At 64.9% G+C, this 14,540-nt stretch carries 11 protein-coding genes; 9 read left to right on the top strand and 2 right to left on the bottom strand.

All coding sequences use genetic code 11. The features are described 5' to 3' along the window. Positions 1 to 183: 183 nt before the first annotated feature. The 3 genes from EGN72_RS07355 to EGN72_RS07345 all read left to right on the top strand — a co-directional run bounded on the left by EGN72_RS07355 (position 184) and on the right by EGN72_RS07345 (position 3,196). Positions 184 to 582: a hypothetical protein gene (locus EGN72_RS07355; RefSeq protein ID WP_127046092.1), complete on the top strand. Its 399-nt coding sequence runs from the start codon at positions 184 to 186 to the stop codon at positions 580 to 582. 74 nt (positions 583 to 656) lie between these two features. After that, the gene (locus tag EGN72_RS07350; RefSeq protein WP_127046090.1) at positions 657 to 1,196 is read left to right on the top strand and encodes an RNA polymerase sigma factor; all 540 of its coding nucleotides are present in this window, start codon (positions 657 to 659) and stop codon (positions 1,194 to 1,196) included. After that, the gene (locus tag EGN72_RS07345; protein ID WP_127046088.1) at positions 1,193 to 3,196 is read left to right on the top strand and encodes a von Willebrand factor type A domain-containing protein; all 2,004 of its coding nucleotides are present in this window, start codon (positions 1,193 to 1,195) and stop codon (positions 3,194 to 3,196) included. Before EGN72_RS07350 ends, EGN72_RS07345 begins: the two co-directional genes overlap by 4 nt. 102 nt (positions 3,197 to 3,298) lie before the next feature. Here EGN72_RS07345 and EGN72_RS07340 read toward each other — a convergent pair whose 3' ends face one another. Next, a complete protein-coding gene (locus tag EGN72_RS07340) occupies positions 3,299 to 5,392 on the bottom strand; it encodes a caspase family protein (RefSeq protein ID WP_127046086.1) in 2,094 nt (697 codons plus the stop codon). Positions 5,393 to 5,405: 13 nt separating this feature from the next. Next, positions 5,406 to 6,032 (bottom strand): hypothetical protein, encoded by a 627-nt coding sequence (locus EGN72_RS07335; RefSeq protein WP_127046084.1) that lies wholly within the window; start codon positions 6,030 to 6,032, stop codon positions 5,406 to 5,408. Between the two features lie 155 nt (positions 6,033 to 6,187). Between EGN72_RS07335 and EGN72_RS07330 the strand changes: the two genes are divergently transcribed. From EGN72_RS07330 to EGN72_RS07305, 6 genes are all read left to right on the top strand, one after another. Beyond that, the gene (locus tag EGN72_RS07330; protein ID WP_158623158.1) at positions 6,188 to 7,528 is read left to right on the top strand and encodes a S1C family serine protease; all 1,341 of its coding nucleotides are present in this window, start codon (positions 6,188 to 6,190) and stop codon (positions 7,526 to 7,528) included. Positions 7,529 to 7,552: 24 nt separating this feature from the next. Next, entirely contained in the window at positions 7,553 to 8,257 is a 705-nt protein-coding gene (locus EGN72_RS07325; RefSeq protein WP_127046080.1) for a response regulator transcription factor, read from the top strand. Then, positions 8,254 to 9,609, top strand: coding sequence for a HAMP domain-containing sensor histidine kinase (locus EGN72_RS07320; RefSeq protein ID WP_127046078.1), 1,356 nt, complete (start codon positions 8,254 to 8,256; stop codon positions 9,607 to 9,609). Before EGN72_RS07325 ends, EGN72_RS07320 begins: the two co-directional genes overlap by 4 nt. A gap of 27 nt (positions 9,610 to 9,636) precedes the next feature. Further along, a complete protein-coding gene (locus tag EGN72_RS07315) occupies positions 9,637 to 11,091 on the top strand; it encodes a patatin-like phospholipase family protein (RefSeq protein ID WP_127046076.1) in 1,455 nt (484 codons plus the stop codon). A gap of 78 nt (positions 11,092 to 11,169) precedes the next feature. Next, on the top strand, positions 11,170 to 13,197 hold the full coding sequence (locus tag EGN72_RS07310) for a caspase family protein (RefSeq protein WP_158623157.1): 2,028 nt from the start codon (positions 11,170 to 11,172) through the stop codon (positions 13,195 to 13,197). A 53-nt stretch (positions 13,198 to 13,250) separates the two neighbouring features. Beyond that, positions 13,251 to 14,327 (top strand): serine protease, encoded by a 1,077-nt coding sequence (locus EGN72_RS07305; protein WP_127046072.1) that lies wholly within the window; start codon positions 13,251 to 13,253, stop codon positions 14,325 to 14,327. Positions 14,328 to 14,540 lie beyond the last annotated feature (213 nt).

Genomic DNA, 14,540 nt, shown 5'->3' with positions numbered 1-14,540 from the left:
TTTGCCCCCATTGCGCGGGGTTTCGCCGAGCCGCCGGCATCGGCCTTTCCCCGCCGAGGTTTTGCCCCGCGATTGGCGGGAAACACCCATGCCCGCGCAGGTTGCGAAAACCCGCTTGCATCCCATGCGGCGCTCCGGTCCTAGATGGTCAAAAGACCACAAAACAAATCCGAGGGCAGCCGCATGCAAGATATTATCGAGCCGATCATCCACAAAGCCGCCGTGACCTCGCTTGAAATCAAGCTCAGGGATACGGGCCTGTCGATTGGCGACACGGCAGAGCTGCATCTGAATGATGATGGCCGTATCGCGGTCTATGCGATTGTGGCGCGGCGCGGGTTTCTGATCCGGCGGCGGCGGCTGACCCGTTTGGGGTTTCTGGGCCCGCAGGCCGCCCCCTTGCTGCTGCCTGCCCTGCGCAAGGGCGATTATCTGCGGGTGCGTGTGGTGGGGCTGACGCCGGAACATCTGGCCGCGGACGGGCGGGCAGAAATGTCGATCTCGGTCTGGGGCAATATCAGTCATTTGCTGCACAAAACCCGCCAAGCCTCGCCGGAAAAGGGCATGGCAAAGCCCGCCTGAGCCCCGCCCCGAATTTTCTGCGCGCCGCCGCCAAGGATTGGCCTTTGGCCTGCGTCTGATCTATCGTGATGCTGATGGAAACGCCTGATGAAACCCTTGCCCTTGCCGCCGCTTCCGGCGATCGGTCTGCCTTTGCCCAGCTTTTGGCCCGGCATTATGACCGGGTGTTCGGGCTGTGCTGGCGGCTGACCGGGTCGCGCGCCGATGCCGAGGATCTGACGCAGGATATCTGCGCCGCCCTGCCCGGCAAGCTGCACAGCTTTCGCGCCGAGGCCCGGTTTTCGACCTGGCTTTACCGGGTCGCCGTGAATGCCGCCCATGACCGCCGCCGCCGCGCCGCCACCCATGCCCGCGCCGCCCTTGGTTGGGGCGAATGGGAGGTGAACCGCCAAGCCGCGATGGCCGAGGCCGAAGACGCGCAGGATTGGCTGGTCGCGGCCATGACCCGCCTGCCGCCCGAGTTGCGCGACACCGTGGCGCTGACCCTTGGCGAAGATCTGACACAGGCCGAGGCGGCGGCCATTCTGGGCCTGTCCGAAGGCACGATTGCCTGGCGCATGGCCGAAGTGAAGAAACATCTGCGCAAGCAGGCGGCCGAGGAGGCCCGGATATGACCGAGGATTTTGACAAGCTGCGCGATGGGTTGCGCAAGGCCCCCGGTGCCGATCCGGCCCGCAAAGAGGCGGCGCTGCGGCTGGCGATGCAGAATTTTGACCGTGCCCACCAAGGAACGCAGCCACAGCCGCGTCCTATTCCTGTCCGCCCCCGAAACGCGGGGCTTTTTGCAGGAGTGCGCACCATGCTGTCCCGTCTGACCACCCGCCCGATTCTGGCCGCCACCACCTCTGTCGCCGCCATTTGCCTTGGCCTGATCGTGGTTCTGCCCATCACCCCGACCGATCTGACAACGCCCAAGCCGCTGGCCGAGGTGGCCCCGGCACCCGAGGCCACCCCCGCCCCCGTCCCTGCCACCGCACAGGAAGCTGTTGCTGATCTTGCTGCCGTCAGTGATGCGGCAAGTGATACGGCCGGTGCTGTGAACGGTGCTGTGGCCACGGGACAAAAGGTGCCCGCTGCCCCAACCGCCCCCTCCATGACCCGCAAACGCGTGCAAGACGGCCAGATGCTGCGGCGCGAAACCTATCTGCCGCAGCCCAGTGTGGCCCCTACCCCGATAGCCCCCGCCGAAATCGACCCCGGCGTTCAAACCGCGCCCGATACCGAAGCCTTCCCGCAAGCCGAGGCGAACCCGATCAAGGTAACGGCCCAAGACCCGGTGTCCACCTTCTCGGTCGATGTGGATACGGCCAGCTATGCGGTTGTCCGCTCGTCCCTGATGCAAGGGCAGTTGCCCCCCGATGGGGCCGTGCGGATTGAGGAGATGGTGAATTACTTTCCCTATACCTATGCCGCGCCCGCCGTTGGCGAAGCACCCTTCAAATCTTCGGTGACGGTGATGCCAACGCCGTGGAACCCCGGCACGCAACTGGTGCGCATCGGCTTGCAAGGCCGCCTGCCCGCGATTGCGGATCGCCCGGCGCTGAACCTTGTGTTTCTGGTCGATACCTCCGGCTCCATGCAGAACGCCGACAAGCTGCCCCTGCTCAAGCAATCCTTGCGGCTGCTTTTGCCGCAGCTTCGCCCCGAGGATGAGGTGGCGATTGTCGCCTATGCCGGATCGGCGGGCGAGGTGCTGCCCCCCACCCGTGCCGAAAACAGCGCCGCCATTCTGGACGCGCTGGACCGGTTGGAGGCAGGCGGCTCTACCGCAGGCGCCGAAGGGTTGGAGCTTGCCTATCGTCTGGCCGAAAAGATGGGGGCCAAGGGCGAGGTGTCGCGCGTGTTGCTGGCCACCGATGGGGATTTCAATGTCGGGGTTTCCGATCCTGACGGGCTGGAGAAATTCATCGCGAAAAAGCGGGCACAGGGCACCTATCTGTCGGTGCTTGGCTTTGGGCGCGGCAATCTGGATGACGCGGTGATGCAGACGCTGGCGCAATCGGGCAATGGCATGGCCGCCTATATCGACACGCTACAAGAGGCGCGCAAAGTGTTGGTGGACCAGCTTTCGGGCGCGCTGTTCCCGATTGCGGATGATGTGAAAATTCAGGTGGAATGGAACCCCGCTCAGGTCGCGGAATATCGGTTGATCGGCTATGAAACCCGCGCCCTCGCGCGCGAGGATTTCAATAATGACAAGGTCGATGCCGGTGAAATTGGCGCAGGCCATGCGGTCACGGCCTTGTATGAGGTGACAGCGCCGGGCAGCACAGCGCTTGCCAATGATCCCTTGCGTTATGGCGCGGCGACGCCCAGCACTGACAGCCCCGAACTTGGCTTTCTGCGCCTGCGCTACAAGGCACCCGGCGAAACCACCTCTGCGCTGATTGAAACGCCGATCACCGCCAGCGATGCCCCCGCCGATGAAGACGCCCGGTTTGCCGCCGCCATCGCAGGCTTCGGGCAATTGCTGACCGGGGCGAAATATCTGGGCGATTGGGGCTGGCAGGACGCGATTGCGCTGGCCCAATCCGCGCGCGGCGAGGATGCTTTTGGCTACCGCACCGAGGCGGTGAACCTGATGCGCTTGGCGCAATCCCTTTCTGTGCAATAACGACCGGGTCGCGCGCGCGGCCCCAAGCGAACAGCAAAAGGCCCGCCGGGAGGCTTCCCGGCGGGCCTTGCCGCGACGGAGCGGACCTTGACAAAAGCGCCCTTAATTCGCGGGCACCGTATCCAGATCGAATTGCAGCATCATCGGCGCGGGGCCTTGGGCCTCCTCCTCATCCATCAAGGCGGTGGCGGCGCGGGTGGTTTCGCCAAAGCCTGCCTCTTGCAAAGCGGCCGTCAGCCCCCGCATGGTGCCCGTGCTGCGGGTGATTTCCAGCGCGTCCTGCGCCAGAAAGCCCAGATTCTCCACCGCGGTTTGCGGTTTGGCGGGGGTCATCACCATCACGATACGGTCCCGGCCGAACGCCTCATCCGTGATGCGCAGCAGGCCCTTTTTCAACCGATCCCCCGGCTGCATCCGCCCCGCAAACATATGGGTGATGGAATAGTCGGACCCAACATAAAGCACGTTGATATCCACCGGAAAGTCATTGTCATTGGACGCCTCGATATGCACCTCATCATCCGGGATCAGGCGCGGCACCTCTGACACGGGCAAGGCGCGCAGGGTTTTGTCTTGTTTGTTGCGGGTCATCAGATCGACCCCAACCTTCAAGCCACCCTCGCCCACCGCAGCGCCCAGCTTCATCAGGTTGATCGCGCGGGCCATTTGCCCCAGCATTTGCGACAGGGTGACGCCAAGCGTTTCGGCATCCTTATCGGCGGTCGATACCGACGGCGTGGTGGCCAGATCGCCCGGAATTCCGGTGGCGGGCAGCACCCAGACCGCATCGGGGCGCGGGCTGTCGGGCAGCACAGCCAGCCGCAGATCAGCCTCCTGTCCCGCGCCGACAAAGACCAGACGCGGGCCGCTTTCCGCGCGCAGCACCTCCATCGCGGCCTCCAGCGCCGCAGCGGGCGCGCTACCCGTTTCAGGCAAGGCAATCGTCAGCGTGAAATCCAGATCCGACGAGATTTTGCGCAGGCTCAGCCCTTTGGGCAGATCATCGGGCAAGGTTTTGCCATCCTGCACAATCGGGGTGGCGGTGGCCGTAAAAGTATCCAGCGCCGTGATCTGCACATAGCCCAGCGCGTTTTCGGTCGCATCCGCCGCACTGGCCATCACCGCCAGAATACCGCCTTCGCGCAACCCGTGCAGCGTGCCTGCGGCAAGGGTCAGGCCCGCATCCGTCACCTCGGCGGGCCATTGCGCCACGCGTGGCCCGGCTTGGCCCGAAAACACCACCCGATCCAGATCGCCTTCGAACATCGGGGTGGACCGTGCAAGGTTGTTCACCGCATATTTGCGCAGCACCTCTTGCCCGATCTGGGCATAGCTGGCCTGCGGAAATTCGGCCAGGGTTTCGAATAGCGCATAGGTAAACACCCCTTGCGGCACGCGGTCGGGCTTGCCTTTGGGCAGGCGTTTTTCGGGTGTCACCTCATCGGTCTGGGCCGCGAAAAAGGCCACCAGCGACCCGCCGGGGCCAGAACTTGCCACCGGGGCATCGGCATGGGCGCGCGGGTCCGGCGCGGGCAGCGCACGGCTTTGCGCGGCATCCAGCGCCTCGGTCGGCACGCCCAGCGCTTGCGGGGCAAGCTGACGGGTGCGCACCTCATCATCGCCCGACGGCGCGGCGCGGGTGGCGGTGCCGGAATGGCAAGCATCAAACACCACCCAGACATCGGCCCCCTTGGCCCGCAACCCGTCCAGCATCTGGCCAATCTCATCATCCACCAACGCGTTTTCCACCGTTCCGGTGGTGTCGGACCAAGGCCCGATATCGACGGGCAAGAACATCTCGTCCAGCCCGTCCAGTTCATCATCCGGGTTCAGGGCCGGGGCCTGCGTGCCATGGCCTGAGAAATGAAGATAGACGAAATCGCCGGGCTGCACCTTGGCTGTCAGATCGGCAAACGCGCCGCGAATGGCCCCCAGCGTGGCATGGGGCGCTCCGTCGATCCCATCGGCCAGAACGGTGACATTCTGCGCGGCAAAGGGCACGGGGGCGGCGGTGGTCAGATAGCTGGCCACCAGTTTCACGTCATTCGACGGGCCTTTCAGCCAATATTGCGGGTCAAGGCTGGCATATTCATTCGCCCCGATCAGCAGCGCATAATTCTCGCGCGCCAAAGCGGTCGAGGCCATCAGCCCGACACAGACCGTCAGCGCGGCCCCGAACACATGGGTAGAGCGCATCGCATTTCCCCCTTTAATTCGTCATCAAGGCATAGCTGGTTGCAGCCTTGCCCTTGTTTTCCACCAGCAGCACATAGCTGCCGTTTTCCGCAGGCCGCCAGCCGCAATATGCGATATGCGACACGTCACTGTCCGAACAAACCAAGCGCCCTTGGGCATCCTGCACGGTCAGGTTCAGATCGACCGATGATTTCGCCTCGACATAAACCTCGGCATATTCGCCGCCCTTGAATTCGATCTTGGGGTAGGTGTCGCTGCGCCCGCTGCCCAGCGATCCGATGTTATAAACCGGCCCTGTCACCACGCCTTTGGTGGTTTCGGCGCGCGCGTCCTCGATCAGGCCCAGCACTGCCGCATCGCCTTGCGCAAGGGCCTCGGCGCGGGCCAGCATCTCCTCCCAGCCCAGCGGCGCGCCCTCTGCCGCCTCGCCACCTTCGGCGCTGCGGTCGGTTTGCGTGGGGTTGATGGATTTGCGCAGCTTGGCCGCCGACAGGATCAGGATCGGGTCTGCCGCCGCCTCGCCCGCCGCGAACAGCCGCGCCGAAAGCTCTGCGGTTTTGATCGGGCTGGTCGGGTTTGCCAGCGCAGGCGCGGCCAGTAGGGCCGTCAGCGCGAGGGCAGAAAAAATCTTGGAAGACATCGAAAAATTCCTTTCCAAAGAAGCAGCGGTTACGCCAAAGATAGAAACCTGCGGACCAGCCGTAAACCGTTGTTTTTTGGGTGACAGCCTTTGTCATGTGTGCCCTGCGCGTCTCGCTGCTAACCTTGTGGCAAGGATACAGACAGAGGTTTGACATGACCAAGACACAACGCCTTGCCCCACGCCGCCCGCGCCTTTTGCGCCATCTTGCGCAGGTGATGGGGGCGCTGGTTCTGCTGACGCTTTTTGCCGCTTTCACCCCGGCCAAGGCGCAAGACAACCCGCTGGAGGCGGCGGTGAATGCCGTGGTGGTGCTGCGCAGCGCCGATGCCAAGGACAGGTTTCTCGGCTCTGGCTTTGTCTGGGCGAAAGGGCTGGTGGTGACCAATGCCCATGTCGTGGGCAAGGCCGAAACCCTGCGGCTGATTGATGCGCAGGGCGGCGAGCATCAAGGCGAGGTGATCGCCCGCGACCCGGTGCGCGATGTAGCCGTCATTGCCACAACGCTGGATGTGGCCCCCTTGCCGCATGGCCCTGCCCCCGGCCTTGGGCTGGATGTCTGGGCCATCGGCGCGCCCCTGGGGCTGGACCTGACGGTGACGCGCGGGGTGGTGTCGGCCCGCACCCGGCAGGTCGAGGCCGCCGTGCCCCTGCGACTGGTGCAACATGATGCCGCCTTGAACCCCGGCTCGTCCGGCGGGCCCTTGGTCACGGCAGAGGGGGCGTTGCTGGGCATGAACAGCCGCATCGCCGATGGCTCGCGCTATTACATCGGTATGTCCTATGCCATTGCCACCGCCGATCTGGTCCGCATTGTCGATGGGCTGATCGCGGAAACCCTGCCCGCCTTTCCCAAGCTGGGCCTGCAACTGCGCCCCGTCAGCCGTGAAATCGCCGCCGCATTGGGGATGGAGCCGACAGGCGTGCTGATTGACCGGGTGATGCCGGGGGAATTGGCCGAAAAATCCGGGCTGCAAGCCGGGGATATCATTCTGACCGCCGGGCAAACCCCGCTGCATGAGCCCGGCGCGCTGGCCTTCGCGATTGACGCGGCCTTGGGGATTGGCCGCTTGCCGCTGGGCGTTCTGCGCAACGGTCAGCCGCTGGTGCTGGAACTTGTGCTGACCGCGCCTCAGGACGGGGTGCTGGCCCTGCGCGGCGTGGAAGGGGCGGCGCCCTTGAACCGTGTCACCTCGTATCGGTTGGAAGGTTTGGGCGTGCAGGTGGATGACAGCGCCCGCATCACCGCCGTCACCGAAAACAGCCCCGGTCTGTTTGCCGGATTGGTGCGCGGCGATGTGATTTTGGCGGTGAATGGTCATGCGCTGGCGGCGGCAGATCTGCGCAAGCTGGATATCACCGACCCGGCGCTGATCCTTGTGCAGCGCGCGGGTGGCATGACCCTGCATGTCATCCTTGACCCATGGGATAGCGGCGAAGGTATTCGCCCGGTTGGCGGCGCCAATGTGCTTGACCCCGCCATTGTCGTATTTTGAAATCAAGGCCATAAAGAGAAGAGCATGAGTCCGAAAAGCAAAATCCTGATTGTCGAAGATGATCCCCAGACCGCCGAAGCCGTGGCCGCCATCGTCTCGGAACTGGGCTGCGCCCCTGTTCTGCGCGCCACGCTGGCCGATGGCATCGCCGAGGCGGCGGGGGATTATGCGGTGATCGTGTTTGACCGCATGCTGCCCGGTGGCGACAGTATCGACGCCATTGCCAAGCTGCGCGCCTCTGGCTCCACCGCGCTTATTCTGGTGCTGTCGGCGCTTGGCCGCGCGGTGAACCGGGTGGAAGGGTTGGAAAAGGGTGCCGACGATTACCTTGCCAAACCCTTTGAACCTGATGAGTTGCGCGCACGGCTGCGGGCCTTGTTGCGGCGGGCGACGATGCAGGTGCTGGACAATGATCTGATGGCCTTTGGCGATCTGGAAATCCGGCTGAAGGCGCGCACCGTGCATATCGGGCGCGTGCATGTGGCCACCAGCCCGCGTGAGTTTGAACTTATCACCTTCATGGCGCGCAATGCGGGGCAAGTGGTGACGCGCAGGCAATTGCTGGAACAGGTCTGGAACCTGCATTTCGACCCCGGCACCAATGTCGTTGATGTGCATGTGGGCCGCCTGCGCCGCAAGCTGGAGGAGGCGGCGGGCCGCCCCGTGATCCAGACCGCGCGCGGCGAAGGCTATATGTTCGCACCGCTGTCTGGCCAGACCAGCGGATGACACGCCGCCGCCTTCCCCTTGCGCGGGCTACCCTGCGACTGGCGGCGATTGTGGCGCTGACGGTGACGCTGTTGTCGCTGCTGGGTATGGGGCTGCAATATCGCCTCGTGGCCGCACGGCTGATGCAGGCACAGACCAGCCTGCTTGCCGCCGATCTGGACGGGTTCGGCGCGCTGTATGACCAGCGCCGCATCATCGCGCTGCGGCAGGCGATTGACTATCGCGCGGCGGCGGCCACCGGGGATGAAATGCTGCTGCTGCAAGATCGCGGCGGCACGGTTCTGGCGGGCACGCGCCCCGACTGGCCTGCCACCCTTCCCGCCCTGGGCGATGATTTCACCGCCGACAAGGCGCAGGTGTTCACCGATTCCGGCCAGAACTGGCTGGGCGTTGGCCGTATTCTGCCCGGCGGGTTTCCCTTGCTTGTCGCGCGCTCCCTTGCCCCGATGGAGGCGACCTTGGCCGCCCTGCGCCGCGCGATTGCGGTGCTGACTTTGGGGATGCTGGTGGCGGGCTGCGTCGTGGGCTGGATCGCGGCGCGCGGCATCATGGGGCGCATCACGCGGATCAACGCGCTGGCCGACAAGGTTGCCACCGGGGCGCTGGATGCCCGCCTGCCCGGCCCGCGCGCGCCGGATGAATTCGGCCTGCTGGAAACCCATGTCCATGCCATGCTCGACCGGATCGAGGCGCTGAACCGCGCCACCCATCGCCTGTCTGACAGCATTGCGCATGAATTGCGCACCCCCCTGAACCGCATGGCGCAAAAGCTGGGCCAGTTGCAGGGCCAGGATGCGCTGGTCGATGATCTGCGCGACGAAATGCGCAAAGCGACACGGGTGTTTGACGCGCTTCTGGATATTTCCCGCGCCGAGGCCGATCAAGGCACGGGTGGCGGTTTGGTCCCGGTGGATCTGTCGACGCTCTGCCTTGAGATGGCCGAGTTGTATGAGGCCGTGGCCGAAGACAAGGGCCTGTCGCTGGCGCAAGACGTAGCGCCGGGCCAGACCATTCTGGGCGACCGCACGCTGATCGGGCAGATGCTGTCGAATGTGTTGGACAATGCGGTGAAATACTGCGCGCCCGGCGATCACATCCGGCTGGCACTGGCAGAGACCGCAGGCAGCATCCGCATGACCATCCGCGACACCGGGCCGGGCATGCCCGCTGACCTGCGCGCCGCCGCCTTTGAGCGTTTCACCCGCGCCGAGCGCGACCGCGCCTTGCCGGGCCATGGGCTTGGGCTTGCGCTGGTGCGGGCCATTGCCGCCCGCCACGGTGCCCGCCTGTCCACCCCCGACACAGAAAAAGGGTTTGAGCTGCAAATCGACTGGCCTAAGCTGGAGCCGTAATCCAGCCAAAGGCCCGATCCGATTCTTATGCGCCGTTTTCTTATCGCCCTGACTGGCCTGCTTGCAGGCTGCGCTGCGTGGAATACGCCGCTGAACGCCCCTTTGGTGGACGGCAGCAATGCGCCTTTGGTTGAGGTGAACAACGAAACCATCGGCGAGGGGGAGGTTTATGTCGGCCTTGCCTTTTCGGGCGGGGGGATGCGCGCCTCGGCCTTTGCCTATGGTATGGCCGAAACCTTGCGCGAAACTGCCGTCGGCCCCGCCACGCCCAATGGCCTGCTGGATCATGTGCGGCTGGTGTCGGGGGTGTCGGGCGGGTCTGTGACGGCGGCGCAGCTTGGTCTGTGGGGGCCGCGCGGGATGGATGGCTACCGAGATCGGTATCTGGTCACCAATGCCGAAAAATATATGGCCAATTCCCTGTTGAACCCGCTGACGGTGCTGCGCGGGTTGTCGGGCGGGGCCAATGGGCGCACCACCTTTGCCCGCTATATCGACGAGGTGCTGTTCAAAGGCGCCACCTTTGGCGATCTGCGCCAGCGATCCAAGATCAAGACATGGATCAACGCCACCGATATTGCCAATTCCACGCCGTTCCTGTTTTCGCCCGAAACCTTTGACGCGCTGTGTTCGGACCTGTCGCGCATGCCGATTGCCGAGGCGGTTTCGGCCTCTGCCGCCTTTCCGCTGGTCTTTGCCCCGGTGGTGCTGGAAGTGCATCAGGGCAAATGCGATTACCGCGAACCCGACTGGCTGACGGCGGCGCGCTTCAACCCCGAAGCCTCTGCCGCGATGCGCGCCCATGCCCGCGCGCTGGAAAGCTATGCCGACCCTGACAAGGTGAAATTCGTGAAGCTGCTGGATGGCGGCGTGACCGATAACTTCGGCACCACCGGCTTGGCGGTGGAACGCGCCCGCGCCCGTGCCGCCTATGCGCCGATGACAGCAGAAGAAGCCGTGCGCCTGAAGCGGCTGCTGTTTCTGGTGGCCGATGCCGGGGTGCAGGCCGATTACAGCTGGACCCAACAGATGAAAGGTCCGGGCGGGCTTGGGCTTGGGGCGGCGATTGCCAGTGCCTCGATCTCGGCGGCAACCCGGTCGGGCTATGACGCGATGCGGGCCGAAATGAAGCGCTGGCAAGAGGATCTGATCGAATGGCGCTGCGCCTTGCCTGCCGCCGAAGTGCGCCGTTTGCGCGGGCGCGGCGGGGCATGGGATTGCGCCGATGTGAAGCTTTTTGTCGGCATGGCGAATTTCGAAGCGCTGGACGCGCCGATGCGCCAAGCCTTGAACAAGGTGCCGACCCGGCTGCGGCTGACGCCGGAACAGGTTGATCTGGCGATTGAGGCGGGGCGCATTGCCACCCGCAACGCGGCAGAGTTCAACGGCTTTGTGCAATCGCTTGATGGCAATGATGTCGATGCCCGCATCGCGGCTGGCATTGCGCGCGGCGGGCGCAGGGTGGTGCCGGTTGGACAATAGCGCGGGGCTTTGATGACAAGTGCCGTCATGCAGCCTGCGCGGGCTTGCGGGCCTGATTTCAGCCGTTATCTTGGCCGCATGACACAGTTTTTTTCGCCTTTGATGCTGGTTCTCTGCGGTGCCGTTCTTGGCACCCCTGCGCGGGCTGACATGCATGCGCTTTTGGTGGGCGTGGGCGATTACCAATATCTGGACGCCGACCTGCAAGGCCCCGGCTATGACGTGGGTCTGATGGCGCAGACCCTTGTTGCGCGCGGAATGGCCCCCGGTCAGATCACCGCGCTGACCACCATGCCCGATGCGCCCGACCTGCCAGCCGGGGTGGTGCTGGGCCAACCCACCAAAGCCGCGATCATGGCCGCGATGCAAGGGCTGAGCGCGAAGGCAAAACCCGATGATACGGTGGTGTTTTACTTCTCGGGCCATGGTTCCCAGTCGCCCGATACCAGCGGGGATGAGCAAGGCGGCGCGGATGAGATTTTGCTGCCGATGGATGCCGCAGGCTGGAAAGGCGCGATTGCCGCCGTGGAAAACGCGCTGCTGGATGATGAGTTGAACGCTTGGGCCGCCGGGTTGACGGCGGCAGGTGTGAAGCTGATCGGCGTGATTGATGCCTGCCATTCCGGCACGGGCTTTCGGTCCACCGCGGGGGCGGGGCACGCGCGGGTGCTGCCCCCCGAGGTGCTGGGCGTTCCGGATGATCTGCCTGCCGCAGCCCCCCACCCCGTGCCGGAATTGGGCGGGGCCTTTGCCTTTCTCTATTCCTCGCAATCCGATCAACGGTCGTTTGAATACCCCTTGGGTGAAGGGCAGGCGCAGCGCTGGCATGGGGCCTTTACCCTTGCCCTGACGCAGGTCTTGCGCGAGGCCCCCGGCGCAAGCTGGGGGCAGGTTCTGGCCGCCGCGCGCGACCGGATGACCCAAGGCAGCGCGCGGCAGGAACCCGATGGCGAAGGCCCGCTGCTGGACGCCCCGGTCTTTGGCACGGGCAGCGGCACCAGCCGCTTTGCACTGCGCGCGGGTCAGGTGCAGGCGGGTTTGCTGCAAGGGCTGACCGTAGGGTCCACGCTTGCGCTGTATGACAGCCCGGCGGGGGGCGCGGCGCTGGCCTCGGCCCGGATCACCAAGCTGACCGCCGGAACGGCAGAACTGGACGCCCCCGCCCTGCCCGAAGCCGCCGCTTGGGCCGAGATGCAAAGCCCTGCCCCGCCACCGCCCCTGCATCTGGCCCCTGTCACACGGGCCGAAGCATCGGACGCGCAGGATTACACCGCGATAGAGGCCGCGCTGACCACGCTGCGCGACGAAGGGCTTGTGGTGCTGAACGCGCCCACCCCTGACCTTGTGCCGATCTTTACGGCGGGCACGCTGGCGCTGGCCGGGCTAGATGGCGTGCTGGACCCGCAGGGCCAAGGTGCCACCCCCCGCGCTGTGATGCGCGCGGGCGAGGATATGACCGCCGCCGCCATGCGCCTGCTGGAAAACGCCGCCCACGCCACCCGGATGCGCGCGGTGCTGGCGGGCTTGGGCGCGGGGCGGGGACTTTCGGTCGGCGGGCCGCCCTTGGCCGTGGAATTTGAACGCAAGGCAGGCGCCCAAACCGCCGACGGCTGCGCCCGCGCTGGCAAGGCCAGCCCCAACGACCCCGCGCAAGGGGTGCATGGGTGCGATGAGCTGTGGCTGACGGTCACCAACCGCTCTGGCCGGGTGCAGGATGTGACCGTGTTCTATCTGGCGCAGGATTTCACGCTGACCCCGCTTTGGCCGCGGCGCAACCTGTCCAACCGCCTCGCCCTTGGTGAAAGCGCACGGATCGGGATGCGGATCGAGGCGAGTGACCCCATGTCATTCGCCGCCGAGGAAATCCTGATCGTCGCCCTTTCGCCCGAGGTGGATGAACCCCGCGCCGATCTGTCGGCCCTTGCCACCCCCGACCGGCTGCGCGCCATGGGGGCCGAAGGTCATGCCCTGTCGCTGATCGCGGGGTTGATGACGCCCGAGGACGGCACGCAAACCCGTGGCTTTACGCTGAAGCGCCCGGAACTGACGCTGCTGCGCCAACCGGTTCTGGTGCGCCCCAACGCATCCCTTTCCGCCCCCCCTTGAAACACCCGCCTTCGCTTGCAACACTTCTGCCCATACCACAGAGGAGCTTTCAGATGACAAAACCCCGCGCCCTTCCCCTTGTGCTGATAACCGCCCTTCCGGCTGTGCTGAGCGCGGGGCTGGCCCTTGCCCAAACCCCGCCGGACTTTTCGGCCCCGGTGGCAGACCCGGCGACCACCTCGCCCTTTGCTTTCGCGCAAAGCGGGATGAAAGCCGCCCGCGCCGCCGAAGCCGCAAAGGCCGAAAGCGGCGCGCGGGTGATTGGTGGCGAATTGGCTGATCCCGGCGAATACCCTTGGCAAATCGGTTTTGTGATCAATGGCGCGGCGGGGGCCGATGGGCATTTCTGCGGTGGCTCCATGCTGCTGGACCGTTGGGTGCTGACCGCGGCGCATTGCATCCATATGTCGGATGACAAAGGGGTTTACCGCGATATCAACCCCAAGGCGGTGTCGGTGCTGGTTGGCACCAACAGCCTGACCGATGGCACCGGCGATCTGGTCCCGATCGAGGCGATCTATCGCCACCCCGATTACATCGGCAGCGAGTTCGACAATGATATCGCGCTGGTCAAACTGGCCCGCGTGCCCAATGCCGCCTTTGCCACCATCAAAGTGCCGGATGCCGAGTTTGGCGATTACCTTGATCAACCCGGTGTCACCACCACCGTCACCGGCTGGGGCCTGACCGAAGGCGGCGACCATCCCGAAGACCTGCATGAAGTGCAGATTCAGATGATGGACCGCAACCTGTGCAACCAAGCCATGCTGGAAAGCCGCGCCGAAGAGGCCGCCAAGGGCTTTGGCTATGCGGTCAAGGTCTTTGGCCTGACGGATGAGGCCGCCTATTCCGCATGGGATGCGCTGGTGGCCGGGGTGAAACCGCCGATGTCGGCCAATATGCTATGCTCGGGCACGTTTGAAGGTGGCAAGACCGCCTGTTCGGGCGATAGCGGCGGGCCGCTGGTCGTGTCGCTGCAAGATGGCAGCTTCATTCAGGCCGGGGTTGTCAGCTGGGGTCTGTCGGGTGTGGGTGGCAAGGGCTGCAACGAAAGCGCGCCCTTCTCGGCCTATACCCGTGTGTCGAATTACCTGCCTTGGCTGGAAGCCACGATCAACGCGAACCCGTGATCGGCGCGTGGCTTGACCTGCGGCAAAAGGGGCGTTTCGGCGCCCCTTTTTCATGCGCCCTGTCATGGGGCGCAAACCGGCCCCCGGCCCGAAAACCGCACCCATTGCCAAAATCCGCCGAAACGTGGTCGGGCACTTCCCTCGCAAGGCCCATGGCGATATGATGCGCCGAAGCGGGCAACCGTCGATGAGGCAAAACCGTCAGTCTTGCAG

This window comes from Pseudorhodobacter sp. E13 (assembly GCF_003991405.1).
Classification (GTDB): Bacteria; Pseudomonadota; Alphaproteobacteria; order Rhodobacterales; family Rhodobacteraceae; genus Pseudorhodobacter.
Note: the sequence above shows the minus strand (reverse complement) of the source record. Positions and strands in the feature narration are given on the sequence as shown.